At 63.0% G+C, this 25,461-nt stretch carries 25 protein-coding genes; 19 read left to right on the forward strand and 6 right to left on the reverse strand.

Annotation, left to right across the window (positions count from 1 at the left end; all coding sequences use genetic code 11):
- Positions 1–2 precede the first annotated feature (2 nt).
- Positions 3–992: an aliphatic sulfonate ABC transporter substrate-binding protein gene (locus AB4Y34_RS22850; protein ID WP_176377975.1), complete on the reverse strand. Its 990-nt coding sequence runs from the start codon at positions 990–992 to the stop codon at positions 3–5.
- Between the two features lie 206 nt (positions 993–1,198).
- Here AB4Y34_RS22850 and AB4Y34_RS22855 point away from each other — a divergent pair, with 206 nt between their 5' ends.
- Both AB4Y34_RS22855 and AB4Y34_RS22860 read left to right on the forward strand, forming a co-directional pair.
- Entirely contained in the window at positions 1,199–2,452 is a 1,254-nt protein-coding gene (locus tag AB4Y34_RS22855) for an ATP-binding protein (protein ID WP_368717273.1), read from the forward strand.
- Between the two features lie 70 nt (positions 2,453–2,522).
- Positions 2,523–2,711 (forward strand): hypothetical protein, encoded by a 189-nt coding sequence (locus AB4Y34_RS22860; RefSeq protein WP_176108878.1) that lies wholly within the window; start codon positions 2,523–2,525, stop codon positions 2,709–2,711.
- 200 nt (positions 2,712–2,911) lie between these two features.
- Here the strand turns inward: AB4Y34_RS22860 and AB4Y34_RS22865 are convergent, their stop codons facing one another.
- Together AB4Y34_RS22865 and AB4Y34_RS22870 are read right to left on the reverse strand one after the other, a co-directional pair.
- A complete protein-coding gene (locus AB4Y34_RS22865; RefSeq protein ID WP_176377973.1) occupies positions 2,912–3,214 on the reverse strand; it encodes a DUF4148 domain-containing protein in 303 nt (100 codons plus the stop codon).
- A gap of 163 nt (positions 3,215–3,377) precedes the next feature.
- Positions 3,378–4,142, reverse strand: a complete 765-nt coding sequence (locus AB4Y34_RS22870; RefSeq protein WP_176108876.1) for an SDR family oxidoreductase — start codon at positions 4,140–4,142, stop codon at positions 3,378–3,380.
- Between the two features lie 138 nt (positions 4,143–4,280).
- Here AB4Y34_RS22870 and AB4Y34_RS22875 point away from each other — a divergent pair, with 138 nt between their 5' ends.
- From AB4Y34_RS22875 to AB4Y34_RS22890, 4 genes are all read left to right on the forward strand, one after another.
- Positions 4,281–5,189, forward strand: a complete 909-nt coding sequence (locus AB4Y34_RS22875; RefSeq protein ID WP_368717274.1) for a LysR family transcriptional regulator — start codon at positions 4,281–4,283, stop codon at positions 5,187–5,189.
- Positions 5,190–5,417: 228 nt separating this feature from the next.
- Positions 5,418–6,488 (forward strand): phosphate ABC transporter substrate-binding protein PstS, encoded by a 1,071-nt coding sequence (gene pstS / locus AB4Y34_RS22880; protein ID WP_368717275.1) that lies wholly within the window; start codon positions 5,418–5,420, stop codon positions 6,486–6,488.
- A 113-nt stretch (positions 6,489–6,601) separates the two neighbouring features.
- The gene (locus tag AB4Y34_RS22885; protein ID WP_368620495.1) at positions 6,602–7,249 is read left to right on the forward strand and encodes a hypothetical protein; all 648 of its coding nucleotides are present in this window, start codon (positions 6,602–6,604) and stop codon (positions 7,247–7,249) included.
- Positions 7,250–7,376: 127 nt separating this feature from the next.
- Positions 7,377–7,805 carry a YciI family protein gene (locus AB4Y34_RS22890; RefSeq protein ID WP_368717335.1) on the forward strand — a complete coding sequence of 143 codons (429 nt, stop codon included), beginning with the start codon at positions 7,377–7,379 and terminating at the stop codon, positions 7,803–7,805.
- Between the two features lie 75 nt (positions 7,806–7,880).
- Here the strand turns inward: AB4Y34_RS22890 and AB4Y34_RS22895 are convergent, their stop codons facing one another.
- Complete coding sequence (locus AB4Y34_RS22895) at positions 7,881–8,687, reverse strand: heme-binding protein (RefSeq protein ID WP_255208655.1); 807 nt, start codon at positions 8,685–8,687, stop codon at positions 7,881–7,883.
- Positions 8,688–8,907: 220 nt separating this feature from the next.
- Between AB4Y34_RS22895 and AB4Y34_RS22900 the strand changes: the two genes are divergently transcribed.
- The 4 genes from AB4Y34_RS22900 (at position 8,908) to AB4Y34_RS22915 (ending at position 11,368) form a co-directional block, all read left to right on the forward strand.
- Positions 8,908–9,303 carry a 4-oxalocrotonate tautomerase family protein gene (locus AB4Y34_RS22900; protein ID WP_368717336.1) on the forward strand — a complete coding sequence of 132 codons (396 nt, stop codon included), beginning with the start codon at positions 8,908–8,910 and terminating at the stop codon, positions 9,301–9,303.
- Positions 9,304–9,366: 63 nt separating this feature from the next.
- Positions 9,367–10,299 carry a hypothetical protein gene (locus AB4Y34_RS22905; protein ID WP_368717276.1) on the forward strand — a complete coding sequence of 311 codons (933 nt, stop codon included), beginning with the start codon at positions 9,367–9,369 and terminating at the stop codon, positions 10,297–10,299.
- Between the two features lie 145 nt (positions 10,300–10,444).
- Complete coding sequence (locus tag AB4Y34_RS22910) at positions 10,445–10,873, forward strand: nuclear transport factor 2 family protein (protein ID WP_368717277.1); 429 nt, start codon at positions 10,445–10,447, stop codon at positions 10,871–10,873.
- Positions 10,874–10,966: 93 nt separating this feature from the next.
- On the forward strand, positions 10,967–11,368 hold the full coding sequence (locus AB4Y34_RS22915; RefSeq protein ID WP_176365786.1) for a GFA family protein: 402 nt from the start codon (positions 10,967–10,969) through the stop codon (positions 11,366–11,368).
- Positions 11,369–11,376: 8 nt separating this feature from the next.
- On the opposite strand, the gene AB4Y34_RS22920 is transcribed toward AB4Y34_RS22915, so the two are convergent.
- Positions 11,377–12,375, reverse strand: coding sequence for an alpha/beta hydrolase family protein (locus tag AB4Y34_RS22920; protein ID WP_368717278.1), 999 nt, complete (start codon positions 12,373–12,375; stop codon positions 11,377–11,379).
- A 268-nt stretch (positions 12,376–12,643) separates the two neighbouring features.
- Between AB4Y34_RS22920 and AB4Y34_RS22925 the strand changes: the two genes are divergently transcribed.
- The 9 genes from AB4Y34_RS22925 to AB4Y34_RS22965 all read left to right on the forward strand — a co-directional run bounded on the left by AB4Y34_RS22925 (position 12,644) and on the right by AB4Y34_RS22965 (position 24,926).
- Positions 12,644–13,756, forward strand: a complete 1,113-nt coding sequence (locus AB4Y34_RS22925) for an AI-2E family transporter (protein ID WP_368717279.1) — start codon at positions 12,644–12,646, stop codon at positions 13,754–13,756.
- A gap of 17 nt (positions 13,757–13,773) precedes the next feature.
- Entirely contained in the window at positions 13,774–15,324 is a 1,551-nt protein-coding gene (locus AB4Y34_RS22930) for an efflux transporter outer membrane subunit (protein ID WP_368717280.1), read from the forward strand.
- Positions 15,321–16,457, forward strand: a complete 1,137-nt coding sequence (locus AB4Y34_RS22935; RefSeq protein ID WP_368717281.1) for an HlyD family secretion protein — start codon at positions 15,321–15,323, stop codon at positions 16,455–16,457. The genes AB4Y34_RS22930 and AB4Y34_RS22935 overlap by 4 nt, the downstream gene beginning before the upstream one ends.
- Positions 16,458–16,464: 7 nt before the next feature.
- Positions 16,465–17,478 carry a DUF2955 domain-containing protein gene (locus AB4Y34_RS22940; protein ID WP_368717282.1) on the forward strand — a complete coding sequence of 338 codons (1,014 nt, stop codon included), beginning with the start codon at positions 16,465–16,467 and terminating at the stop codon, positions 17,476–17,478.
- Positions 17,479–17,530: 52 nt separating this feature from the next.
- Positions 17,531–17,911, forward strand: coding sequence for a potassium channel family protein (locus AB4Y34_RS22945; RefSeq protein ID WP_176377962.1), 381 nt, complete (start codon positions 17,531–17,533; stop codon positions 17,909–17,911).
- A 124-nt stretch (positions 17,912–18,035) separates the two neighbouring features.
- Entirely contained in the window at positions 18,036–20,726 is a 2,691-nt protein-coding gene (locus tag AB4Y34_RS22950) for an AAA family ATPase (RefSeq protein WP_368717283.1), read from the forward strand.
- Between the two features lie 133 nt (positions 20,727–20,859).
- A complete protein-coding gene (locus AB4Y34_RS22955) occupies positions 20,860–21,642 on the forward strand; it encodes a TrkA family potassium uptake protein (RefSeq protein ID WP_368717284.1) in 783 nt (260 codons plus the stop codon).
- A 14-nt stretch (positions 21,643–21,656) separates the two neighbouring features.
- A complete protein-coding gene (locus AB4Y34_RS22960) occupies positions 21,657–23,393 on the forward strand; it encodes a SulP family inorganic anion transporter (protein WP_368717285.1) in 1,737 nt (578 codons plus the stop codon).
- A 78-nt stretch (positions 23,394–23,471) separates the two neighbouring features.
- Entirely contained in the window at positions 23,472–24,926 is a 1,455-nt protein-coding gene (locus tag AB4Y34_RS22965) for a DUF2252 domain-containing protein (RefSeq protein WP_368717286.1), read from the forward strand.
- A 39-nt stretch (positions 24,927–24,965) separates the two neighbouring features.
- Here the strand turns inward: AB4Y34_RS22965 and AB4Y34_RS22970 are convergent, their stop codons facing one another.
- Positions 24,966–25,433 carry a DUF4440 domain-containing protein gene (locus tag AB4Y34_RS22970; protein WP_176365795.1) on the reverse strand — a complete coding sequence of 156 codons (468 nt, stop codon included), beginning with the start codon at positions 25,431–25,433 and terminating at the stop codon, positions 24,966–24,968.
- Positions 25,434–25,461 lie beyond the last annotated feature (28 nt).

Consider the following 25,461-nt stretch of genomic DNA (forward strand, 5'->3'; position numbering starts at 1 on the left):
GGTCACGCGCCGACCGGCTTCGCCTGTTTCGCCGCGAAGTCCCAGTACAGCGCCTGCTTCGTCTCGACCGGCGCGGGCAGCAGTCCCGCGCGATAGAACGCGTCGGCGATCGTCTGCTGCTCGCTGAAGTTCGGCGGCGCGAGCGCTCGCACCAGATAGCTGCGCCGGGCGTTGGCGCGTTCGATCGTCGGCGCGTCGAGTCCCCACACCGGCGCGAGCGTGTTGGCCGCGTCGAGCGGATTAGCGCGCAACCAGTCGCCGGCCGTCTGCAACTGCTCGAACACGGTCTCGATGACTTGCGGATGCGCGTCGGCGTAGGTGCGCGACGCGAGGTAGTAGCGCTGATAGGACGCAAGGCCCGCGCCGTCGCTCAGTATGCGCACGTCGCCGTCGCGCTCGACCGAGGCTACGTAGGGATCCCAGGTGATCCAGACATCGACGCTGCCGCGCTCGAATGCGGCGCGGCCGTCGGCCGGACTCAGGTAGTTCACGCCGACGTCGGCGGGCTTGAGCCCCGCGCGCGCGAGCGCCGCAAGCAGCAGATAGTGGCTGCCCGCCGCCTTCGTCACCGCAATGCGGCGGCCCTTCAGATCGGCCAGCGTGCGCAGCGTGCCGTCCTTCTTCACGATGATCGCTTGCGCGCCCGGCGATGGCGCTTCCTGCGCGACATAGACGAAGCGCGCATGCGCGGCCTGGGCAAAGATCGGCACGGTGTCGGCGACATCGGCGCTGAAGTCGACGGCATCGACGTTGAGCGCTTCGGTCAGCGGCAGTCCGCTCGCGAACTCGTTCCAGGAGATGCGCACGTTGAGCGGCGCGAGCGCTTTTTCTAGCGATCCGCGTGCCTTCAGCAACGTGATGAGCGTAGAAGACTTCTGATAGCCGATGCGCAGCGCGACGGGCGGGGTTTGCGAGAAGCCGCGCGGAGCGCTGGCGGCCAGTAGTGATGCCACTGCGAAGCGGGTGAATGCGCGCCGTGTTATTTGCGTCATGATGTGGGCGTCCTGTCGAGCGGTGAAAACGGGGGAATCGAGCGATCGTAACAACCCGATGTCATCGCGCTAACCGACGGATTCAGCTATCGATCGCAGTGATCGTCATATGCGGCAAGCCACAACGCTTTTCGCGACTTCGCGATCCGTATAATGCCGCCCGGTTGCCTCCGTGCGATAACGGCCACCTCGGCGCGATCTGGGTGATGTCGCACAACAAAGGGTGCCGCTTCGACAGCGAAGACGCACGGGTGCTGTCGGATCTCGCGATGGTCGCGGGCGCGGCCGTGACGATGGTCAACGTTCGCGACGACGGCGCGGACAACGACCGCCGCCACAACGAGTTCATCGCGATGCTCGCGCACGAGTTGCGCAACCCGATGGCGCCAATCGATGGCGCCATCGCCGCGGCGAAGCGTCTGGTGGTCGATAACGACAGGGCCGACGCGGTGCTGACCATCGCGCAACGGCAGATGAAGCATCTGCGCACCCTCGTCGATGACCTGCTCGACGCCGCGCGTCTGAAGCACGGAAAGCTGACGATCCGGCGCAGCGATACGTTGCTGGCCGAGATCGTTTCCGACGCGGTAGCCGCGATCGACCACGACGTGCGCTCGCGCGGCCATACGCTGAAACTGACCGGTCTGGACCGCGCGATTCCGGTTCGCGCCGACCATGTGCGGCTCAGTCAGGTGCTCGGCAATCTGTTGTCGAACGCGGCGAAGTACACGCCGGCGGGCGGACTGATCGAGCTGACGGTTCGCTCGGGAAATCCGTCCGACGCGCGGATGCTGGTGATCGAGGTCAGCGACAACGGCATCGGCATCGATTCGTCGATCGCCCCGCATGTGTTCGACCTGTTCGCGCAGTGCTCGAGCGGCAGCGCGCGCTCGGAAGGCGGGCTCGGGATCGGTCTGGCTGTCGCCAAACGGCTGGTGGAGCTGCACGATGGCGAAATCGACATCCATAGCGATGGACCGGGCTGCGGCACCCGCGTCACCCTGCGTTTGCCGATCCTGCGAACGCAGCCGCTGGCGACGCCTGGCGACGCCTCGGACAAAAGCAGGGACTTCCGGGCGCTGCGCATCGTTCTTGTGGACGACAACGTCGACGCGTTGCACGTTCTGTGCGTGCTGCTCGACCTGGAGGGTTATCGCGTGTCCGCGGTCGACAACGGTCGCGCGGCTATCGACCTGATCACGCGAACGAGGCCGGAGCTTGCCATCGTCGACGTGGCGATGCCCGTGATGGACGGCTTCGAGGTGGCACGCAGAATTCGCGCGAACCCCGAGCTGGACGGCACGATACTCGTCGCGCTGACCGGCTATTCGTCGGACTCGGAGCGCAGCCAAACGCTTGCCGCGGGCTTCGATCATCATCTGTGCAAGCCGTTGTCGCTGGAAAAGCTGCGGGACGTGCTGGCGGATTCGGCGGAGCGGCTGGTTGGCGGCGCTCGGTGACCCGGCGGAGCCTGCGCAACTCTTCCAGCCTGCTAGACTGGAAATTGCCCTGCAAGCTACGGAGGGAGATATGACGACCGTCTACGTCGTAAAGACCGGCGAGAAGTTCCTCTGCACCGCGGAGGATGGCGACATCGGCATGGCGCCGGAGATCAAGGAGGCCACGTCGTTTCGCTCGTACGAGGAAGCGAATAAAGTCGCGACCGAGAACGCCGATCCCGGATACGAAATCCTGACCGTCGACGTTAACAAACGCTGATGAAGTGTTAGCTGTTCGCGCCCAGGCGCTCAGCGAAAGAGGATCAGCAATTCAGCAGGCGTCATGCAAGATGGCGCCCGGTGCGGGTGCGTGCGAAATTCGGCAAATATTCCAAAGCAAGCGCGTAAAGCACGACGCTCCATGCCGTCCCAAGCAGGGACGGCATTTTCTGCATCGTCGAGCCGGTCAGACGAGCAAGCTCAAGATCCGCCAAAGAACACCGGCTTCATCCCAGTCGCGCCGGCCGGATGGCCCATCTGCTGCGTACCGCTGGTCGCAGGGCCATAGCCGCTGCTCTGACCTGCGGCAGGGGCGGTGATGGTCGGCATATAGGTAGGAAAGTCGACGGTATTCGCATTGGCCGGATTGAAGCCGGCTTGTTCGAGTTGCGCGATCTCTGCCTGGACTTGTGCGTGCGTCAGCGTGCTTTCGGTCTGTGCCGCCGATGCAATTGGCAAAGCCATGACAGCGACCGCGCAAACCGTGTGGACTAACGTCTTCATGATGGCCCACCTCCTTATTAATTACTCCAGCTGACTCGCGCTTCGCTTTTCGCGGTCAGCTGATCAAAGATTAGGTGAGGAAACATACAGTGTTCGTTTATTTTTTATGGTAACGGGCTCGTCGATCAGCCGACGCTGATCGACGTTCGCGCCCGAACCCAGCTCAGGTACGCGTAATCGAAGCCCCACCGTCGACCAACGAAGCCGTACCCGTCACGAAGGACGAATCGTCGGAAGCGAGGTACAGCGCCGAGCGGGCGATCTCTTCTGGCCTCGCGACCCGCTTGAGCGCATGCAGCCCGGTCACGAACGTCTGCGATTCAGCGGTATCGTTCATGCCGCGATACATCTCCGTGTCCACCGCGCCCGGCAGAATCGCGTTGACGCGCACGCCTTGCGCACCGTATTCGGCCGCGAGCGCTTGTGTCAGTCCGATCAGCCCGGCTTTGCTCGCCGCATAGGCGGCCGTTCCCGGGAAGGCGAACGAGTAGCCGACGAAGGTCGACGTGAAGATGATCGATCCGCCGCCTTGCTTGATCATTTCAGGAATCTGATGCTTGGCGCCGATAAACGCGCTGGTCAGGTTGGTGGCCAGCGTCGCTGACCAGCCTGCTTCCGACACGCCGGTCGACGGTCCCATCTCACCGAGCGTCCCCGCATTGTTGTATGCGATGTCGAGACGGCCGAAACGGCTGACGGCGAGTGCGACCAGCGCTTTCGCGAATTCTTCGGATTGCACGTCCCCTGCCAGCGGCACAGCCGTACCGCCGTCGCGAGCGATCTCGCTGACCAGCGTGTCGAGTTCGGCCTCGCGGCGTGCGGCCACCACAACCTTCGCGCCTTCCGCGGCGAACAACTTTGCGGCAGCGCGACCAATGCCCGCGCTGGCGCCGGTGACGATAGCGACTTTTCCTGTCAAGCGTTGCATGTTGAATCTCCGGTTTGATCAGCGGCCGATGCCCACTGCGTCGGCTCGTTGAGAAGCACTATAAGATTCCGTTCTTGAGACAGAAAGACCAAAAACATCGCGGTATCATTCAGGTTTTATGAATGATCGGAGCGCCATATGGACCGGCTGCGCGCGTTTGAGGTTTTCGTAACGGTCGTCACCCGGGGCAGCTTCGCGCGCGCGGCCGATGCGCTCGAAACCTCCCCCGCGAACGTGACCCGCTATGTGAATGACCTGGAGGCGCACCTCGGCGCGCGACTGCTGAATCGCACCTCACGCAGATTGTCTCTTACCGAGGCCGGTGAAACGCTTTATTCGCGCTGCAAGGCCATTCTGGAAGACGTTGCCGAAACGGAAGGACTCGTGTCGACAACGTCGATCGAACCGCGTGGACGGCTGCGTATCAATGCACCGGTCAGCTTCGGCATCCAGCATCTCGCGCCGCTGTGGCCACGGTTCATGCAGCAATATCCCGACGTCGAGCTCGACATCACGCTGATAGACCGCGTCGTCGATATCGTCGAAGAGGGCTTCGATCTCGCCATTCGCATCTCGCGCGCCGGCACGGTCGATCACGCGGCCCGCAAACTGGCGACGTCGACAAACATCGTGTGTGCATCGCCCGATTACCTGAAACGTTCGGGATATCCGGAAACGCCGCTGGACCTGCTCGGACATCGATGTATCGGCTATACGTACGCGGCCACGGCGGACGTCTGGCAACTGATCGACAAAGACGGCAAAACCCATGCTGTGGAGGTGAACTGCCAGATGCACACCAATAACGGCGACACCGCGCGGGCGGCGGCGCTCGCGGGGCACGGCGTGATCTGGCAGCCGACGTTTCTGATCGGCGAGGACCTCCGCGCAGGCCGGCTGCTGCGGGTATTGCCTGAATACCGTTTGCCGGGTATCGATGTGCTCGCGCTGTATCCGAGCCGTCGCCACGTGAGCGCAAAAGTTCGTGCGGCAATCGATTTTCTGGTCAACGCGTTCTCGGGCGTGCCGCCGTGGGACAAGACGTGAAGGGATGGGGCGGCAACTCCTGACACGGGATGCCTGCAAAAGCGGCGGCGGGCGCCGGCCGTGGCGCGTTCGATAGCATGATTCAACTGGAATTCGGCCAGGCACCGTTCTTTAATGTGCGATATGGCGCGTAATGCAGGAGAGCCACACCCCGGATGAAAGCTGCACATTGAATCGCCGGCACGGTCGCCCTCCAACGAGTTCACGCACTGCAGGTCTGGATCAGCGATGTCCCGGAACAAGAACCGACGGGAGACATTGGTGAGAACACTGGGCGCCATCAGCGCTGGTCTGATTTGCTGTTCATGCGCGGCCGCTGCCTACGCGGCCGACATCAAAGGAGCCGGCAGCACGTTCGCCGCTCCTCTCTACACCCGCTGGGCCGCCGACTACCAGAAGTCGGGTGGAAGCAGGGTGATCTATCAGGGCACGGGTTCGTCCGATGGGCTCAAGCAGGTAATCGCCCGGGAAGTCGACTTTGCTGGCTCGGACGCGCCACTGAGCGACGATCAACTGACCCGCAACGGCCTGCGGCAGTTTCCAATCGCGATCGGCGGCGTGGTGCCCGTCGTGAACCTTCCGGGACTCAAAGCCGGCGAAGTGATGCTGACCGGGCCGGTCATCGCCGATATCTTTCTCGGCAAGGTTCAGTTCTGGGACGACCCGGCAATCGTGCGGTTGAACCCGAAGATCAAGATGCCGAATTACCCGATCGCCGTGGTGCGTCGCCAGGATGGCTCGGGCACGACGCTGATCTGGACTCACTACCTCGCGCAGGTCAGTCCAGAATGGAAGCGCAGGGTCGGCGAAGGCACTAGCGTGCGATGGCCGCTCGGCATCGGCGGCAAAGGCAACGAGGGCATTGCCACGTACGTCGGCTATCTGCCCGGCGCGATAGGCTATGTCGCGTGGGATTTCACGAAACAGAACCGCTTGAAGTACGTGGCCATGACGAATGCGGCGGGCAATGTCGTGCAGCCCGGCGCCGCCACCTTCAACGCAGCGGCGGCGAGCGCCGACTGGTCGGGCTCCCTGTCGCAGTTGCTGACCAACCAGCCGGGCAAGGACGCCTGGCCGGTCATGGGCGCGACCTATGTGTTGCTACCCGCGACGCCGAACCAGCTGGGCCACGACAAAGCCACGTTGGAGTTTTTCGAATGGGCGTTGAGCCACGGCGGACCGACGGTCAACGCACTGGACTACGTAGCGCTGCCGGACCTGGTCGTGACGAAGATCCGCTCACAATGGGCCGCCGATACCGGCGAAAAGCCGGTGCGCAAAGTGCTCGCGGTGCCGTGAGCCGAACTGCGTTTCGTGTCGCCGCGATGGCTAGCCTGAGCTGTGACGCGCGGTCATGTCGCCGGTGGCGAGGGTTTAGCGACGTGTCCGGGGCGTGCATAGAGGGACCTACGATGTACGCGAACTCGACGAGAGGGGGGCGTCAGGACGAGTGGGGTGAGCTTGTCCTGATCGTGATGAAGACCAGCCTGGCGGTGGCGCACGAGCTGGAATTGACGCCCGACGCCGTGCTCGACTGTGCCGCGAGGCATCTGCGCTTCGATGATTTCCGGTGTTTCGCAGCGGCGATGCTGGGTGCGGCGCGCGCGCAAGCGTGGTGTCGCCGGCGCGACGCCGGTCCATCAGTGCAGGCGTCACACATCAAGACCCTTGCTGCGCGCGTCGATATCGACAGGAACGTGCTCGCCTTCATGCCGGCGCTGTGCACAGCCGAACCTCCGGACCACACGGAAGCGCCTGCTCATGCGTATGAAAAGGTCGTCGCGGCCCTTCAGCAGTTGAAAGAAGACGTGCAACGCGTCTTTTCGCGCGGCAGCAGTGCTTTCAGCCGTGCGGACATCGAAGGCGCATCCGGCTTCGCAAAGGCGCTCGAGGCGATCATGCCGGCCGACGATGCCAACGCCTTCGAGCGCGCGTTCGCCGCGGTTTTGCAGGTGCGGTTTTCATCGCAACCCCAGCTCGTGCCTGGCGATGCGGAGCCCGTGATGCGGGTTCAGGGTATCGATGTCAATGCTCAAGGCAGCCAGACGCCTTTACCCTGATCGGGAAGCGTTCTGTAAATCGGAGCAGGCGTGTCTTGTGCATGTCGATTTCTCCCGTGATGATTCGTCGTAGTCACTGGAGGCGCCGTTGCCTTCAGATATTTTCGTCTTCAAAGGGAAAACCCAAATGCGCGTCATGGTCATCATCAAGGCAACCCCCGAATCGGAAGCGGGGCAAATGCCGAGTACGGAACTCCTCACGGCGATGGGGCAGTACAACGAGCAACTGGTCAAGGCCGGCATCATGCAGGGCGGCGACGGGCTGAAGCCGAGCTCGGCCGGCGCTCGCGTGCGGTTCTCAGGGAAGGACCGCACCGTCATCGACGGCCCGTTTGCGGAAACCAAGGAATTGATTGCCGGGTACTGGTTGTGGCAGGTTGAATCGATGGACGAAGCGATCGAATGGGTCAAGCGCTGCCCGAATCCGATGATGAGTGATTCGGAGATCGAGATTCGCCCGTTCTTTGAGCCGGCGGACTTTGGCGAAGCCTTTACGCCCGAGCTTCAGGAAGAGGAAAACCGTCTGCGCAAGCAAATCGACGGGCAGACGCGTTGACGATTCTCACCCCATCGGCGTGCGGGCTTCCGGTCCGTTGTCCGGAAGCCCGATTCCATGGGGCGACGATTGCCGTCAATGCGAAGGTATCTGCTCGATTTTGGCGGCGCTCAGGTCGCTCGGGAAGCAATGCGGATGCTCGAAGCCCATCGGAGATCCGCTCGTCGAGTAGACGATGTTATCCGTGTTGTTCGGGCCTTGACCGGCGGGCACACTGCCGAGCCCCGCGAGCTTGCGCATGCGATATGCGATCGCATGATCGGCGCAGGCGCTATCGCCGCTCACGCCTAATCCTCCGATGACTTTCCCTCCGGCATAAAGTGCGACGCCGCCGCCGAAGGTAATCACGCCGCCAAGCGTGTGTCCGATGCCGCTGCCCTGTTCGAGGAAGCGCGCGTCAAAAGGATTCGAATTATTCAGTCCGTAAAGCGAGCCGCCGGGTTGCGTGGCCGCGTAGAGGTTTGCCGTGGATAGCGCGAGTGCATCGTTGCTAAAGCCGTTCGCGGTATAGGCCTTCGCGATGGCGATGGCCCGACTGCCAGGCCAGGCGTCCCCGGTCACGATCACCGAACAGAGATGTCCCTGGCGATCGACGATGGCCGCCCACATCCGGTTGGGTGTGAAGATCCCGCCGTTGCCATCGGGCAGGTTCACGACCGTACGCAACTGTTTTTCCACCAAGGCGACCGTACCTTGAGGTAGCGTGCATCGGGCTTGTGGGACGTCATCGTCGCCAGACGCGCGACTTTCGTGTGAAAAGGACGCAATGCAAAACGCTGCGACAGCGAGGGTAAGCATCTTACGCATGACGATTCTCCTGACGATCGATTTGACAGCAGGCACGCTGCGGGCGAGAAGGTGCGCAAACAGTAGGAGAGCCAATGAAATAAACGACTCATTGTTGTTGAATGCGGGCGCGAGTTCATGACAGCGAACTCGCGTAAATAGTGAAGACCGTCATGCAAAGTGAATAGCCAAAACAGAGTCCACGTCGGCCACGCGGCACGTCGGGAACGGGATAGCAATGGCGATGGTTTTGATCGATTTGATGGTGCGGCATATAGTTGGCGCGTGCGAAAAACTTTCCTCGGAGATCGACGCGATGCCTTATCTGCAGCTTGATGTAAACGATCACTACTCTGTCGAGAGTAAAAGACTGCTCGCAGCGAAAATGAGTGAGACGTATGCCCGAATGATGTCGGTCGATGTCAGGCGAATCAGCGTAGCCATACGAGAACTCGGTCCGGGCAGCGTGTGGCGCATTGAGGAGGAGAGCGGGGAGCCAGTGCCTGTCGCGTTGATGATGCTCGATATCAGAAGAGGGCGGCCGCCGGAGTTACGCATTGAGTTGGCCAAAGCACTTTGCTCGCTCTGCATCGAGATTCTGGGCTTGCGCGAAGACCGGCTCAACGTCGAATTCACTCAGCACTCGGGCGATGAGATGTATCACCCGGCGCTTGGAGGTTATAGTCCGGAGTGGGAGCCGGGCCAGCGATGAGTGTTCGCAGGATCGTGTCCGCACCCGTTGCGCCACAACCTGATTCGAAGTAGGAGAAGGACCATGAGCAGGCTTGCCACATCCCTGGCAGAGAATCGGCGGATGCGATCGCGGTGGATCGTCCTGATCGCCACGGTGTTCTGCTTCTTGTGCCACAGCGTCGTCGCGCAAGCGGACGACAGCGCGGCTCGCCTGCGCGAGAAATATCAAAGTCTGACGCAGCAACTCGCGCACAACCAGTTTCATCGACCGCTGTTCCTCGAATCGCAGGAGTTGCCGTCGGCGCTCAAGGGTGATATCTACGGCGTGCTCAACCATCCTTTCGCGATAGTGAGCGGCGCGCTCAGCGACCCGACTCAAGGCCCGGCCAACTGGTGCGACGTGCTGATCCTGCATCAGAACACCAAATACTGTCACGCGTCCACTAGCGACAGCGGTACGGTCCTCACCGTGAACATCGGCAAGAAGACCGAGGAAGCTCTTTCGTCGTCGTACCGCGTGCAATTCAACTTTCGCCCGGTAGCGAGCACGCCTGATTATTTTCGCGTCGAGCTCTCCGCGGCCACGGGTCCGCTGAGCACGAAAGACTACCGTATCGTGCTGGAAGCGATCCCGGTCGGCGATAACCGCACCTTTATTCACCTGACCTACGCATACGGATACGGCACCGCGGGACGGATTGCGATGAAAACCTATCTGGCGACGATCGGCAGCGACAAAGTCGGCTTTTCCCTGACGCCCGATTCGTCGGCGAGCGAGCCGCAATACATCGGCGGCGTGCGCGGCCTGGTCGAACGCAATACGATGCGCTATTTCCTCGCCATCGATGCCTATCTTGGCGCGCTTGCCAGCCCGCCCAACGCCCGTCTCGACAAACGTCTGACCGACTGGTTCGATGCGACCGAGCAGTATCCGCGGCAATTGCACGAGGTCAGCCGCGCCGACTATCTGCAGATGAAGCACAACGAGTATCAACGTCAGCAGACCGCCCAGTGACGTGCGCGTGATCTGATCAATGCAACGGCATATCGCGTTGAAGATTTTTTCCGCCTGGATGTCGATCCGGTGGTGCGTCGATCGTCGTTACCTGGCAAGACAATCGGTCAGGAACCCCTCGTAGTCCCACTCAGGAGCACACACTGTGAACAAACTCGACAATCCGATCCTGCAAGTCCTGGAAGGCTACAAGGCTGCGGTATGGGCCAAAGACGCGGACTCGTTCGTCGCGCTCTACGACCGCGATGCGGTGGTGTTCGACATGTGGGGTACATGGTCGTACAACGGCATCGCATCGTGGCGCGCGATGACTGAGGGCTGGTTCGGTTCGCTGGGTGCGCAACGGGTGATCGTGGATTTCAGCGACGCGCAAACGATGGTTGCCGCTGACCTTGCCGTCGTTCACGCGTTCGCGACATACAAAGCCGTCGACGCCGGCGGCGTGGAACTGCGTGCGATGGACAATCGCCTGACCATGACACTGAGGCAGCAGGCCGACGGATGGAAGATCGTCCACCAGCACACCTCTTCTCCGATCGAGGCCGGCACGGCGCAGGTCATTTTCCGGCGCTAGCGGTTTGCCGGTTCGACATCGCGCTTCGACTCGCGAATAATCATGGCTGCGCGACTTTCCAATTAGCGATGTACCTTCTGTCTAAAGGCAGCCATGAAACCATTGCTTGCCGGCCGATGCCTTTGCGGCGCCGTCCATTACTCGGTAAGAGACGAATTCGTCTATGCGTTGAACTGCCACTGTTCGAACTGTCGGCGCGCAACCGGCTCGGCGTTCAAACCCTTCGCGGGGATCGAGCGCGACAAGCTGCGCATCACGGAGGGCGAAGACAGCCTGTTGATCTTCGGTGATGAGCAGGCGTCGCACGATGTGCGCTGCAAAAAATGTGGAAGCCTGATGTTCTCAGTGGTTCGTAACGGTGAATACGTTCACGTCACGCTCGGAACCCTCACGGACTCGCCTTCCATCTCTCCCACTGCCCACATTTTCGTGGGTTCCAAGGCGCCGTGGTATTCGATCACTGATCAACTGCCCCAACACGACGAATTCGGCTAACTCTTTTCCTATCGCAGCATCGCCTCGAAAGACCGTACCACTTCGGCATTGAATCGTTGATGGAACGCCGCCCGGTCGAAGCCCGGCGCGCTGTCGCAGATCTGCGGGCGCAGCCGCGCAAGACGCGTATCGCAGGGCGGCAGGAAGTCATAGTGGCCTGCGTTAGCCACCAGACGATAATCGGCAGCGCGGGGCAGGTCGTCCCGCACCGGCTCGTCGTACCACGGATGCGGCTGATGACGATCGTCGGCGGCGCTCCACAGTTGGACCGCAGCGCGCACGCGGCCCAAGCCCGCGCGGCCAAACGCGAAGCCGAACGAAGGCGCGGCGATAACAACGGCTTTGATGCGCGCATCGTGGACCCAGACACCGGCGGGAACATGCGCGCCGAAATGGACGTCGACGCTCGCATACCGCAAAGCGTCGCACAGGTCATGATCCGGGTGGACTTCGCAAAACGGGGCGATTTTCGACAGATCCGGGATGCCGCCCGCGGCCACGAGCACGGTGAAGCCGCCGTTGGAAAAGCCGAATGCGCCGATGCGCTCCGCATCGAGCCGCTCGCGCTCCGGCCAGTCGTCGAGCATGTAGTCCACCAGCCGATTAAGCTGCGCGGGCCGGCGCCAGAGTTCCAGCACGTGGCTCTGATCATCGAAGGTATCGCCGGCGTGACTGACCGCCGCCGCGACGAAGCCCGCGCGAGCCAGCGCGAGAGCCGTGTCGTAATGAGCGCCGTACCAGCCGCCGCCGCCGTGCGACAACACCACCAGCGGCAGGTGATCGCCCGCGATCGGAGCGTCGGCGGCGACGGTCTGGGTAGCGCCGCCCAACGCGTGCGGTGTGGCCGGCGCGTCGGTCGGATACCAGATTCCGGCAGTGAGCGGCGGCTCGGCGCCGTTCGGTATGTCGACCTTCTGAAAGCCGACCCCGGCGGCGCGGGCTGGGGCGCCAGCAACCAGGGCCAGCAGAACGGCGACGCTAAGCATCCATCTCACGGTGCTCTCCATGATCGTCGTCGGCGAGCGGAACGCCGGACGGTTCGAGGCTATGAGACCAAAGTCCAATTGAATATTCGAGGTGCGGGTTCAATAGTAGTGAAACGCCGCGTTCTGTCGACGACAAGGCCGGCGCGATTCTCTTCCTGAAGATGCCGGAATTGCAGGCAGGCCTTGGTATTGGCGTCAAAAACGTTCCAGTGGGTTCGAGTTTTCGCGATTGCTGGCAAATCACGGTGCCGCCGCGCCACCGCGCCGCGACCTGGCCGGAGAGGAACCTATGCTGCTCACACCGCTTTCCCAACGCACGCCTGCGAGAGAGATGCTCGATGTGCTGATCCGCGCCGGACTTATTGCGATCCTGGCCGTGTTCTGCTTTCGGATCTTCGCGCCGTTTCTTAACCTGATGGCCTGGTCGGTGATTCTGGCGATCACGCTGTATCCGCTGCAGGTCCGTCTGCGCCATGCGCTCGGCGGCAAGGATGGTCTGATCGCCACGCTGATCATCCTCGTCGCGTTTGCCGTGATTCTGGTGCCCACGTATGCGTTGGGTCTAGCGGTCGCCGATTCGATCGAGAAATCGATAGCCATTGCGAAGAGCGGTAGCTTCCAGATTCCGCCTCCGGCGGAGTCGGTGGCGAGTTGGCCGCTGATCGGACAGCGTGTCTACGACTTCTGGCAACAGGCATCGACGGATCTGACCGGCCTTGCGCAAAGGTTCGCCCCGCAGTTGAAGGAGGCCGGCCTTGCCGTGCTGGCAACGGTGACGGGCCTCGGCGCCGGACTGGTGATATTTTTTGTCGCGCTGATCATCGCGGGAATCCTGATGGCCCACGGTGAGAAGGGCTATCAGAGCGCGGTGCAGATCGCCTCGCGCATTTCGGGTCCCGAGAACGGGGTTCAGATCGCCGATCTTTGCACGGCGACGATTCGCGCGGTGGCCCAAGGTGTGGTGGGCATCGCGTTTATCCAGATGCTGCTGATCGGCATCGGTTTCGTCGTGAAGGGGATACCCGGCGCGGGGCTGCTCGCGCTGGCCGTGCTGCTGCTCGGCATCATGCAACTGCCGGCCACGCTGATCACCATTCCGGTGATCGCCTTCGTGATCGTCACGGACGGCGTAAGCACCGCAAACATCATCTTCGCGGTGTATGTGTTCGTCGCAGGCCTCGCCGACAACGTGCTCAAACCCTTGATGCTGGGCCGCGGCGTTGCGGTGCCGATGCCCGTCGTGCTGATCGGAGCGCTCGGCGGCATGGTGACGGGCGGCGTGATCGGGCTATTCGTCGGGCCCGTGATGCTGGCCGTCGGCTATCAGCTGTTCTGGCGCTGGGTCCGTGACCAGCCGCAACCCACGCAAACCGCGCAGATCCACGAACAAAAGCAGACCTGAAGCGCGAGGATGGCTCCGTGTCACCGTTCACGCGTCCGTACGGGATCGCAGCGCTCTTTGGGGCGCTCGGCCTGAGCGGATGCATGCGGGTGGGTCCGGACTTCAAGCCGCAGCATGAAGCGTGGAGCGAGCACTGGAGCAGTGCGTCGATCACGCAGGTCACGCAGCAAAGAGCACAGCCCGACGCGCGCCAATGGTGGCTGATTTTCGGCGACCAGAATCTCGAACGTCTGATCGCAGAAGCCGACGCGAACAACGGCGACCTGAAGATCGCCGGACTGCGCGTTCTCGAGGCGCGCGCGCAGCTTGGCATCGCGCTCGCGGGACGCTATCCGCAAGTGCAGCAGGCAAGTGCCGAGGTACTCGCGTCGGCGCGCAAGCGCTCCGGGGGCTCCAATCCGCGCTCGGGTGCGTTCGTGCAGTACGGCGCGGGTTTCGCCATCGGCTGGGAGCTGGATTTCTGGGGGCGTTTCAGCCGCGCGATCGAATCGGCCGACGCCGCGTTCTTCGCCGCGCAAGCGAACCGCGACGATGCGCTGGTTCTGTTGCACGCTCAGGTCGCGGATACCTATTTCACGCTGCGGGTCGCACAGGCGCGGCTACGTATCGCGCGCGAGAACGCCCAATTGCAGAAACGCAGCTATGACATCGCGCAAAAGCTCTTCAAGGCCGGCGAATCCGATGAACTCGACTTCCAGCAGGCGAAGACGCAGTACCTGGGGACCCTGAGCAGCATCCCCGATCTCGAAAGCCAGATCGTGCTGGCGCGTCATGCGCTGTCGGTGCTGATCGGGCGAGCGCCTGGGCCGCTGCCGGAACTCGACGTGCAGGCGGGCAAGGAAGGCGTGGTGCCGCTAGTCGATCATGCGGTGCTGCAGGGCGTGCCGGCCGATCTGCTGTTGCGCCGCCCCGACGTTCGCGCGGCCGAGTATCAGATGGCTTCGCAGTCGGCGCTGATCGGCGTCGCCAAAGCGGATCTGTACCCGTCCGTATCGTTGCTCGGCACGCTGACGTGGAGCGCCAGTTCGCTCGCGGGCGCACCGAGCACACTGCTCTTTGCCGCGGGCCCGAGCGTCACGTGGAACGTGTTCGATTACGGCAGGATCACGAACAACGTGCGCGTCCAGGACGCGCGGCTGCAAGAGTTGACGGTTGCTTATCAGAACACGGTGCGCGAGGCAGCGCGCGAGGCCGACGATGCCGCGACCGCGCTGATCGCCGCGTTGCAGCGCGACACCATTCTGAATGACGCGCAAGGCGCGGCGCGGCGCTCGCTGACGCTCGCCAACACGATCTATCGGGAAGGGTATTCGGACTTCCAGCGGGTGCTCGATGCGCAGCGCGCGCTGTTTGCGCAGCAGGACGCGTACGTGGTCAATCGCAGCAATGCGCTCGGCAGTGTGATCGCCCTTTACAAGGCGCTCGGAGGCGGCTGGGAGACCGATCAGCCGCTCGTCGATGCGGCGACGCGCGCGCAGATGCGGCAACGCACGGATTGGGGCGACCTGCTCGACGAAACGGCGCCGGCTTCCGGTACGCCGGGGCAGGCCGAAGGGGCGTCACGATGAGCGATACCCAGGATACGCGCGAGCCTCCAACCGCCGCCGCGCCGAAGTCGTCGACGCCCGCCGCCGACCCTTCCGGCAGGGCGGTCAAAGTGGTGCTCTGTCTGATCGTACTGAGCCTGATCTGGTATCTGCTCGCCGACCGTTTCACGCCGTATACGCAGCAGGCGCGCATTCAGGCCTATGTCGTGCCCGTCGCCGCCGAGGTGTCGGGACGCGTGACCCGGGTGTTCGTCCACAACAACCAGGATGTCAACGCGGGGGACGTGCTGTTCGAAGTCGACAGCGAGCCCTACCGCATTGCCGCTGACCGCGCGCGCGCCGATCTGGAGTCCACGCGCCGTCAGGTCGGTGCCGGCACGGCCGGCATCGAGTCGGCTCTCGCGGCGTTGCGGGCCGCCGTCGCGAACGAGGTCAAGGCGCGCCAGGACAGCGACCGTCTCGAGCGGCTCTATCGTGAAGACGAGGGCACCGTGTCGCTGCGACGTCTCGAGGTCGCGCGGGCGACGCATGAACAGGCGCGAAGCCAGGTCGACGGAGCGCGTGCCGAAGTCGAGCGCGCGCGGGAGCAACAGGGCGGACACGAGGCAGAGAACGCGCAGTTGCGCAGCGCAGCCAGCGCATTGGAGAAGGCCGAACTCGATCTCGCCAACGCGCGGATCAGGGCCCGCTCGAGCGGTGTCGTGACCGATCTGCGCACGGAAGTCGGTCAGTTCGCGGCGGCGGGCAATCCGGTGATGACGCTGATCGCGATCCGCGACGTGTGGGTTAGCGCCGACATGACGGAGAACAATCTGGGCCATCTGAAACCCGGCACGCGCGTCGAGATCGCATTGGACGTGCTGCCCGGTGAAGTGTTCGACGGGCGGGTCCGCAGTGTCGGCTATGGCGTGAGCGTGGGACAGCCCACGCCGGCCGGCAGCCTGCCCACCGTGCAGAATAGCCGCGACTGGCTGCGTCCCGCGCAACGTTTTCCGGTGATCGTCGAATTCGACGACAGCGAGCGCGCCCGTCTGCATGATCTGCGGGTGGGCGGGCAGGCCGAAGTGATGGCGTTTCCGACCCAGGGCAATCCGCTCAATCCGCTGGGCCACGCGTTCATCCGGCTGATGAGCTGGCTTTCCTACGTCTATTGAGAAGCCTATGCAGCTCATGGCCCAGCGCCTCGGTTATCGCGCGATACGTGTTGCTCTCGGAACGGCCACCGCTGTTGCGGTTAGCTTCGGACTCGATTTTCCGATCCCGGTCGTCGCGCCGGTATTCACGGTTTTTTTGCTGGCCACGCAGAATCGTCCGCTGTCGTTGAAGGCCGGCGTGATTCTGTCGCTGGTCGTCGCATCGACCACCGGCAGCGGCTTGCTGCTGGTTCCGTTGCTGCGTCATTACGCGCTGGCCGGCGTGATGATCGTCGGCCTGATGTTGTTCTTCGCGTTTCGTTATGGTCTGCGCGGCGGCAACAATCTCGTCGCCACTTTTCTGGTCGCGGGACTGACGATGATTTCCGCCGCGGGCACGGCCGACTTCGAGCTGGCCTTGACAGTAGTCGGCGCGCTGGCGAAGGGGCTGCTGCTGGCCGTGCTGGTGTCGACGCTTGCGCACAACCTGTTTCCCGAGCGGACGGACGCACGAGAACAGCCCGCCGCGGCAGCGATGGCGCAAGACAAGGCCGCCTATATCGCGCTGCGAGCCGCGCTCGTCGTGATGCCGGCCTATCTGCTCGCGATGACCGATCCGGCGAATTACATGCCGATCATCATGAAGTCCGTCAGCCTCGGCAGACAAACCTGCACGACCTCGGCTCGCGGCGCCGCGCGCGATCTGATCGGCTCGACGCTGCTCGGCGGTCTGCTCGCGATCGCGTTCTGGTTTGCGCTGAGGCTGTTCGTGCATCTGTGGATGTTCTTTCTGTGGATGCTGCTGTTCGGCCTGCTCGTGGGGCGCAGACTGTACGGCCTGCAACCGACGCGTTGCTCGCCGGGCTTCTGGCTGAACAGTCTCGTGACGATGATCATTCTGCTCGGGCAATCGGTGCAGGACAGCGTGGCGGGCAAGGATGTCTACACCGCGTTTGCCGTGCGAATGGGGCTCTTTCTGGCCGTCACGGTCTACGCATGTTTGATGCTTCTGCTTTTCGAACAACACCGCCGGGTGGAGTGAGGTGGTGCGTCATGCCGCAAAGCCGACCCGGTGATCGCAACAGGAGCGTGCAATGGGAAATGCGACAGGCGACGGCGCGGGCCGACCTCGGGCCGGCGAGATCCTGAAGGAAATGGCGATCACCGTGTGGTATCTGCGAGCGATTCTGATCGGCCTGCTTCTGCTATTCGTGCTGCTGACGATTGGCATGTACTACTGGGGCGCGCCTGTCGAAACCGCGCACCGCACACCGTCGCCGCTGGGCGAAACGGTGTACTTCTGTGCGATCACGGCGCTTACTATCGGGTACGGCGACGTCGTGCCTACTTCGTCGTTTGGCCGGATCGACGCCGCATGTCTCGGGCTGATCGGCGTGGTCTTCACCGGCTTGATCGTGGCCGCCGCTGTACGTGGTGTGCAGGAGGCCGCGCATCGGGCGCAAAGGATCGGATAGCAAGGTAAGGTATCGCGTGCGGGCAAAGTCCGGCCGTGCGATGTCGACGTCGCCATCGCCGGGAAGGCGGGCTGGCGCGCGGTATGCTTCCCTCGAAGTCTTGACGCAATGGAGACGACACACAATGGCACGCTTGCTTTGCGATATCTGCGGTGTCCGGCCGGCGACGGTGCGGCTTGCGGTACTTCAGAACAACCAGCGTCAGGTGCTCGACGTCTGTGATTTTCACTACGCGCAACTGACCCGCCATCAACGCTCTATCTCGCCGCTCGAAGCGCTGTTTCGCGCGCAGGCATCGGCCCAGGAGCCGTCCGCTGCCGATCCGCATGCCGCGCAGCAGCCCGTCGAAGGCGGCGAATCGTTCAGCATCGAGCGGCATTTCAGCGACGTCGCAATGGAGATGCTGCAGCGCGCCGCTGAAACCGCGGCGCAGTTCGGCCGTCGCGAGGTCGATACCGAGCACCTGCTATACGTGCTGGCCGACCATGCGGCCGTCGAAGCGATCCTCGCTTCGCTCGGTGTGAAGGGGAGCGATTTGCGCGCCTATATCGACGCGAACGCAGAGAAGCGCGAACCCGCCGCACCGAGCCCGCGCGAGCCGATGGGCGTCTCGCCGCGGCTGAAGAGAGCGCTCGATCGCGCGTTCCTGGCTTCCCGCCAACTGGGTCACAGCTCGGTCGGCGCCGAACATTTGCTGATCGGTCTGGCCGAAGTGCCGGAGAGCTTTGCGGGGCAACTGCTGGGCCGGCTCGGCGTTCAAGCGCCGGCGCTGCGCCAGCAGACGCTGCGCGCGGCCGGCGTGCAGAAGCCAGCGGCGCCGCGCCAGCCGTCGCGCACGCCGCAGCTCGACAAGCACAGCCGCGACCTCACGGTCCTCGCGCGCGAAGGCCGGCTCGACCCCGTGATCGGACGGTCCAGCGAAATCGAAACGATGGTCGAAGTGCTCGCGCGCCGGCGCAAGAACAACCCGGTGCTGATCGGCGAGCCCGGCGTCGGCAAAACGGCGGTCGTCGAAGGGCTGGCACAACGAATGGTCAACGGTGACGTGCCGGAGTCGCTGCGCAATAAGCGGCTCGTCGAGCTCAACGTGAATTCGATCGTCGCGGGCGCGAAGTATCGGGGCGAATTCGAAGAGCGTGTGAAGCAGGTGATCGACGAAGTGCTGGAAAACCAGGACTCGCTGGTGTTGTTCGTCGATGAAGTGCATACGATCGTCGGCGCGGGGCAGGGCGGCGGCGAAGGCGGTCTCGACATCGCCAACGTGTTCAAGCCGCCGATGGCGCGCGGCGAACTCAATCTGATCGGCGCAACGACGCTCGCCGAATATCAGAAGTACATCGAAAAGGATGCGGCGCTCGAGCGGCGCTTTCAGCCGGTGCTGATCGCCGAGCCGTCCGTCGTGCAGACCATCAACATTCTGCGCGGGCTGCGCGACAGGCTGGAGGCGCATCACAAGGTGACGATCCAGGACGATGCGATCGTCGGCGCGGCGGAGTTGTCGGATCGCTATATCTCCGGGCGGTTTCTGCCCGACAAGGCGATCGACCTGATCGATCAGGCCGCGGCGCGTGTCAATCTGTCGTCGACATCGCGGCCTGCCGCCGTGCTCGAACTCGAAGCGGAAATCGGCCAATTGCGCCGCGAGCAGGACTATGCGGCATCGCGCAAGCAATTCGATCGCGCGCATGCGCTCGGCGGCGAGATCACCGCGAAGGAAGAGCAGTTGCGCGAGTCGACCGACGCGTGGAAGAAGAGCATCGGCACCCACACATCGCATGTGAGTATCGGGCAGGTCGCGGAAATCGTCGCGCGACTCACCGGCATTCCCGTCGCGCAGTTGACGGCCGAGGAAAAGGAGCGGCTTCTGAATATGGAGCAGCGCTTGCATCAGCGCGTGATCGGCCAGGATGAAGCCGTCGTGGCCGTCAGCGATGCCGTGCGGCGCGCGCGTGCCGGCTTGCAGGCGCGGCACCGGCCCACCGCCGTGTTTCTGTTTCTGGGGCCGACCGGTGTCGGCAAAACCGAGCTGGCGAAAGCGCTTGCCGAAGTCGTGTTCGGCGACGAGGATGCGATGCTGCGCTTCGACATGAGCGAATACATGGAGCGTCATACCGTCGCGCGTTTGATCGGTTCGCCGCCCGGATACGTTGGCTACGAAGAGGGCGGCCAACTGACCGAACGGGTGCGGCGCAGACCGTACAGCGTGATCCTGCTCGACGAAATCGAAAAGGCGCATCCCGACGTGTACAACGTGCTGCTACAGGTTTTCGACGATGGACGCCTGACGGACGGCAAAGGGCGCGTCGTCGATTTCAGCAATACGCTGATCATCGCGACGAGCAATCTCGCGTCCGACGTGATCACCGGACAGAACCGCACGGGGCCGGGATTTTTCAGCCAGGCGGGCTCCGTCAGCGTGGAAAGCGGCGTGATGAACGTGCTGCGGCAGCATTTCAGGCCGGAGTTCCTCAACCGGATCGACGACATCATCGTGTTCAAGTCGCTGGGCCGCGACGAGACGCGCCATATCGTGCGGATTCTGCTGGAGCAGGTGCGGCGCATTGCCAGCAGTCAGGACATCGAGTTGAGCTTCGACGACTCGCTCATCGACCATCTCGCGACCGAGGGCTACCGGCCCGAGTTCGGCGCGCGCGAACTGCGCCGGCAGATTCAGCAGCGCGTCGAGAATCCGTTGGCGAAGGCGCTCATCAATGGCGAAATCGGTGAAGGGATGCGGGTGGTTTGCCGCTACGACTCGCAGGAGCAGCGGGTGGCGTTCGAACCCGTCTCCGAAGCAGGGGGAGCATCGTCGTAGAAGGCGCTCGAGGCGCTTACAGAGCCTCTTTCATGGGGCTCTCGACTATTGACTACCGGCGCAAAAAGGGGGAGCTTGTCTGCTTGGGTTGGGTTCGCTGTTGTCTCGATCGTTTCGACTATCCGAGGTGACCATGTGGATCTTCCGTGTCAATGAGCCTCGTCTTGGAGCCATCCGTATTCGCGAATGGCGCCGCCGCGCACGCCACACGGTCGGCCTTCTCGTTCTGCTGCTCTGCAGTGCCGCCACCGGGCTGTTCATTCTGGATCAGTCCAATACCTCGTTCCCAAACAAAGTACTTACATCGGTGTGGGATGGGCTCAACCTCGTCACGACACTCGGCGCCTTTGGCGAATTCAATCGGCCTCAAAAGATCTTCATGCTGGTAGCCATGATCGCGACCATGCTGATCGGCGGATTCGCGGTTTCGAGGCTCACTGGCATGCTATCCGGCGACGACGTGATGGCTTATCGGGAGAACAGGATCATGGAGCGCAAGCTCGACCAACTTGCCGATCATGTCGTGGTAGTGGGATTTCATTCGCTCGGTGAACTGGTCGCCGGGCGGCTGCGCGACGCCGGACATACGGTGCTCGTGCTCGTGGGCGATCAGGAGCAGGCCGAACGGGCGGCGGATCACGACTTTCAGGTCGTGCAAGGTCCGCCCGGCGAATTCGACGACGTGCTTAAGCACGCGCGGCTGGACCGTGCCAAAGCGCTGGTCGTGACGACCCCCGACAGCAACAACAATCTGGCGATCACGCTGGCGGCGCATACGCTGAATGCGTCGCTCGCGATCGCAGTGCCCGGCGAAAACCCCTTGAGAAAGATGTTGTTCGAGAGCGCGGGGGCATCCAACGTGGTGATCGCGAACGAGATCATCGCGAACGCGCTGGTCGGCAAGCTCACGACCTGAGTGGAGGTGGACACATGAAACCAGCGGCTTCCACGCGCGCTCATCTGCATCACTCGCCGTTTCTGCAAGGGCTTCTGCCCTTCAATTCCTCTCAACTGCCGCGCGACATCATCGCCGGGCTCACGCTCGCGGCCCTCGGCATACCCGAGGTGATGGGGTACACGAAGATATCCGGCACGCCCACCGTCACGGGTCTTTATACGATCCTGTTGCCGCTGGTGGCGTTCGCGGTTCTGGGTGCTTCGCGTCAACTGGTAGTCGCGGCGGACTCCGCGACGGCCGCGATCCTCGCCGGTACCTTGACGACCGTGGCTGCATTGGGCAGCAAGGAATACATCGGCCTGACGAGCACGGTGGCCCTGACGGTCGCCGTGATGTTGGTGATCGCGCGAATCTTTCGGCTCGGCTTTCTGGCCGACTTTCTTTCACGAAGCGCGTTGATCGGCTTTCTGACCGGGGTAGGCGTGCAGGTCGCGGCGGGGGAACTCGCTGGGCTGCTGGGGCTCGCGAAACAGGGGCATGGCCCCGTCATGCAACTGGTGAGCGTGGTTCAACGTGTGGCCGAAGCGAACTATCCGACCACGCTCCTTTCGCTTGCCGTACTCGCGGTGATCATCGGCTGCAAGCGTCTCGCGCCGCACGCGCCAGGCGCGCTGATCGCCGTGGTCGGCTCCATCGTGGCGAGCGGGGTGTTCAATTTCGCCGCACACGGCATCGCGGTGACGGGCGAAGTGCCCGGCGGACTGCCGTCGCTGTTCGTGCCGCCGCTGCACATGACCGAGATCAACCAGGTACTGGCGACGGCGGCCTCGTGCTTCATCGTCATCATCGCGCAGAGCGCGGCGACGGCGCGTGCCTACGCGGCCCGCAACAACGAGAAGGGCGACGATAACGCCGACATCATCGGACTCGCGGCGGCGAACGCGGCCGCGGCGTTTACCGGCACCTTCGTCGTGAACGGCAGTCCGACCAAGACCGAGATCATCGACGATGCGGGAGGACGCACCCAGGTCGCCCATCTGAGCACCGCCGTGATCGTGCTGCTGGTGCTGTTGTTCCTCACGAGGCCGCTCAGCCTGATGCCTGCCGCCGTGCTGTCGGCAATCGTCTTCATGATCGGTGTGAAGCTGATCGACGTGAAGGGGATGGCCGAACTGTTTCGCATGCAGAAGGACGAATTCGTCGTTGCGTTGCTCGCGGCGGGCGTGGTCGTGTTCGTCGATGTGATGCACGGCATTCTCGCCGCCGTGGTGCTATCGCTGATCGCGCATGCGCGGCATAGCTATCGGCTGCGCACGCGCGTGTTGACGCGCGGCCCCACCGGCCACTGGATTCCCCATCACGTCGAGCCGAATGTGCTCGCGGCACCCGGCATCGTCATCTACCGGTTCGAGGCGGATCTGTTCTATGCGAACACGGGGCGCTTCACCGAGGAAGTGCTGAAAATCGTCAACGAAGCGAACGTTCCGTTGCGCTGGGTCGTGATCGACGCAACCGAGATCAGCAATATCGACTACACGGCCGGCAAGACCTTGCTCCAGCTGGGTGCGGAACTCGACCAGCGCGGCCTGGGTATCGCGGTGGTCGCGGTGCCGGCTGGCGTGCGGCACGAACTCGAGCGGTATAAGGCACTGCGGATGAGCGGCGCGCATCGCGAGATCTTCGAGACGGTCGATGCGGCGATCGACGCACTGCGTGATCTGTCGCCACCCGCGTGGGCGGCAGCCCCGGACGCCGACAAGCCGGGATAAAGCAAGGCAAAGTGAAGCGACGGGAAGGGAAGTGACATGACAAGGCCGCTTGATCCCGATTCGAACAAGGAGTGACGCGTGTCTGATTCCGCTGCTGAGAAGTCCATCCAACCCGCCACGGATCGCGCCGATCCGAAGACGCTGGCGGCACAGGAAGATCCGTCCATGCTGTTCGCCGGGCGTGGCTCGCTGGCCGCGCGCATGGAGCAGGGCAAGGCGGCGCGCAAGAAGGCGCCGCGCGCGGAGCTGGGAATCTGCAAGATCGTCGATCGCGATCCCATCGCTCTGCTCGATGCGTCCAACGTGGGCCGCGTGCCGGAGCTGATACCGATCCGCTACGGTCGGATGGTCGCGAGTCCGTTCGCGTTCTATCGGGGTGCCGCGCCGCTGATGGCGCACGACCTGTCGAAGCTGCCTCATTCCAACGTGAGCGTGCAATTGGGCGGCGATGCGCATCTGGCCAATTTCGGGCTGTTCGCGAGTCCGGAACGGCGCATTCTTTTCGGGCCAAACGACTTCGACGAAACCCTGCCGGGTCCGTTCGACTGGGACGTGCGCAGGCTCGCCGCTTCGTTCGTGATTGCCGCGCGCGAACGAGGCTTCACGATTCGCGACCAGCGCGCCGTGGTACGCCGGCTCTGCGAGACCTTCCGGCAACGGCTCGCCGGATTGAGCAGCATGGACACGCTCGACGTCTGGTATTGCCAGTTCAAGGCAGCGAGCATGCTGGCGATTGCCGACTCGGTGGAGGAAAGACGGAAAGAACTGGCCGTCATCGAAAAGGCGAGGCAGCAGTCGTCACGTTCCGTGCTGACTCGCGCAACCGAGATGGTCAACGGCAAGCTGCGCATCAAGGACTCGCCCCCGCTCGTGTACCACGTCCCGCTCGAGAGCAAGCACGACCAGAAACAGTACCAAACGCTGGTACGGCGCTTTTTCGCCGACTATCGACTGACGCTTCCCGATGACAGGCGCGCACTGTTCGATCGCTATGAGCTGGTGGATATCGCCATTCGCGTGGTGGGCATCGGCTCGGTGGGAACACGTTGCTACGAGACGCTCTTCATGGCCGACGGAGAGTGCCCGCTGTTCCTGCAACTCAAGGAGGCGCGGGCTTCCGTGCTGGAGGAGTATCTGCCGCCGAGCCGCTATGCCAATCACGGCCAGCGCGTGGTGAACGGGCAGCGTCTGCTGCAGTCGGCCAGCGACATTTTCCTCGGCTGGTCGAAGATGCATCACACCGGCAACGACTTCTATGTGCGGCAATTGCGCGACATGAAGGGGGCGTTCGACTTCACCACGTTCGACGTCGAAGATCTGGGCGAATATGCGGTGTCCTGCGCTCACGCGCTGGCGCATTCGATGGCGAAAGCAGGCGACCCCGCATTGCTCAGCGGATATGTCGGCAAGTCGGAGGCATTCGACGAAGCCGTCGTGCAATTCGCGCTCGCTTATGCGGAGCAGAATGAGGCGGACTGGACGGTTTTGAAAGCGGCAGTCAAGGCGGGACGTATTCAGGCCATTCGTGAATGAGGTTCAAGTCCCAGCCTGACTTCTTCTCAACCAGATCGCCTAATTGCCTTCCGGCATTTTCGACGAATGATGGCTGGTAATCAGCCACTTGTGTCCATTCCACGCGTAGGTGAACGTATAGCGCGCCTTGACGACCGAGCCGTCCGCGAACTTGAACGTATAGAGCCCCGAGTCGATCGCCGTATTGCATTCGATCATGATGTCGCGGAAGTCGATCGTGCCGACCGGTTTGTTTTCGAGGAAGTGTTTGAAATAGTCGAGCTTTTCGTCGGCGGTCAAACGCGGCTTGTTCGAGACGGTCGGCAGCAGGATCGAGTTCGGTGCGTAGTTCGCCACGACCTTCTGCGGGTCGCCGGTTTTCAGCGAGTCGTTCCAGCGATCGAACAGTGCGGAAATCTGCTTCTCCGAGGCCGGATGGCACGCTTCGGACCTCGCGAATGCGCTGCCATGCACCACGAGCGCAACCATCGCGAGGACGACGGACGGCCCATATACGCTGATTCTCATGATGCCCTTCGCGATCGACATTAGAGGA

The sequence above is a fragment of the Paraburkholderia sp. BR10954 genome (assembly GCF_040965775.1).
GTDB classification, from domain to species: Bacteria; Pseudomonadota; Gammaproteobacteria; order Burkholderiales; family Burkholderiaceae; genus Paraburkholderia; species Paraburkholderia youngii.

Excerpts from the sequence above, each read along its gene's own strand:
- AB4Y34_RS22850 (WP_176377975.1), bottom strand. The coding sequence starts at position 992 with ATGACGCAAATAACACGGCGCGCATTCACCCGCTTCGCAGTGGCATCA.
- AB4Y34_RS22855 (WP_368717273.1), top strand. The coding sequence starts at position 1,199 with ATGTCGCACAACAAAGGGTGCCGCTTCGACAGCGAAGACGCACGGGTG.
- AB4Y34_RS22860 (WP_176108878.1), top strand. The coding sequence starts at position 2,523 with ATGACGACCGTCTACGTCGTAAAGACCGGCGAGAAGTTCCTCTGCACC.
- AB4Y34_RS22865 (WP_176377973.1), bottom strand. The coding sequence starts at position 3,214 with ATGAAGACGTTAGTCCACACGGTTTGCGCGGTCGCTGTCATGGCTTTG.
- AB4Y34_RS22870 (WP_176108876.1), bottom strand. The coding sequence starts at position 4,142 with ATGCAACGCTTGACAGGAAAAGTCGCTATCGTCACCGGCGCCAGCGCG.
- AB4Y34_RS22875 (WP_368717274.1), top strand. The coding sequence starts at position 4,281 with ATGGACCGGCTGCGCGCGTTTGAGGTTTTCGTAACGGTCGTCACCCGG.
- pstS (WP_368717275.1), top strand. The coding sequence starts at position 5,418 with ATGTCCCGGAACAAGAACCGACGGGAGACATTGGTGAGAACACTGGGC.
- AB4Y34_RS22885 (WP_368620495.1), top strand. The coding sequence starts at position 6,602 with ATGTACGCGAACTCGACGAGAGGGGGGCGTCAGGACGAGTGGGGTGAG.
- AB4Y34_RS22890 (WP_368717335.1), top strand. The coding sequence starts at position 7,377 with ATGCGCGTCATGGTCATCATCAAGGCAACCCCCGAATCGGAAGCGGGG.
- AB4Y34_RS22900 (WP_368717336.1), top strand. The coding sequence starts at position 8,908 with ATGCCTTATCTGCAGCTTGATGTAAACGATCACTACTCTGTCGAGAGT.
- AB4Y34_RS22905 (WP_368717276.1), top strand. The coding sequence starts at position 9,367 with ATGAGCAGGCTTGCCACATCCCTGGCAGAGAATCGGCGGATGCGATCG.
- AB4Y34_RS22915 (WP_176365786.1), top strand. The coding sequence starts at position 10,967 with ATGAAACCATTGCTTGCCGGCCGATGCCTTTGCGGCGCCGTCCATTAC.
- AB4Y34_RS22920 (WP_368717278.1), bottom strand. The coding sequence starts at position 12,375 with ATGGAGAGCACCGTGAGATGGATGCTTAGCGTCGCCGTTCTGCTGGCC.
- AB4Y34_RS22925 (WP_368717279.1), top strand. The coding sequence starts at position 12,644 with ATGCTGCTCACACCGCTTTCCCAACGCACGCCTGCGAGAGAGATGCTC.
- AB4Y34_RS22935 (WP_368717281.1), top strand. The coding sequence starts at position 15,321 with ATGAGCGATACCCAGGATACGCGCGAGCCTCCAACCGCCGCCGCGCCG.
- AB4Y34_RS22940 (WP_368717282.1), top strand. The coding sequence starts at position 16,465 with ATGCAGCTCATGGCCCAGCGCCTCGGTTATCGCGCGATACGTGTTGCT.
- AB4Y34_RS22945 (WP_176377962.1), top strand. The coding sequence starts at position 17,531 with ATGGGAAATGCGACAGGCGACGGCGCGGGCCGACCTCGGGCCGGCGAG.
- AB4Y34_RS22950 (WP_368717283.1), top strand. The coding sequence starts at position 18,036 with ATGGCACGCTTGCTTTGCGATATCTGCGGTGTCCGGCCGGCGACGGTG.
- AB4Y34_RS22955 (WP_368717284.1), top strand. The coding sequence starts at position 20,860 with ATGTGGATCTTCCGTGTCAATGAGCCTCGTCTTGGAGCCATCCGTATT.
- AB4Y34_RS22960 (WP_368717285.1), top strand. The coding sequence starts at position 21,657 with ATGAAACCAGCGGCTTCCACGCGCGCTCATCTGCATCACTCGCCGTTT.
- AB4Y34_RS22970 (WP_176365795.1), bottom strand. The coding sequence starts at position 25,433 with ATGAGAATCAGCGTATATGGGCCGTCCGTCGTCCTCGCGATGGTTGCG.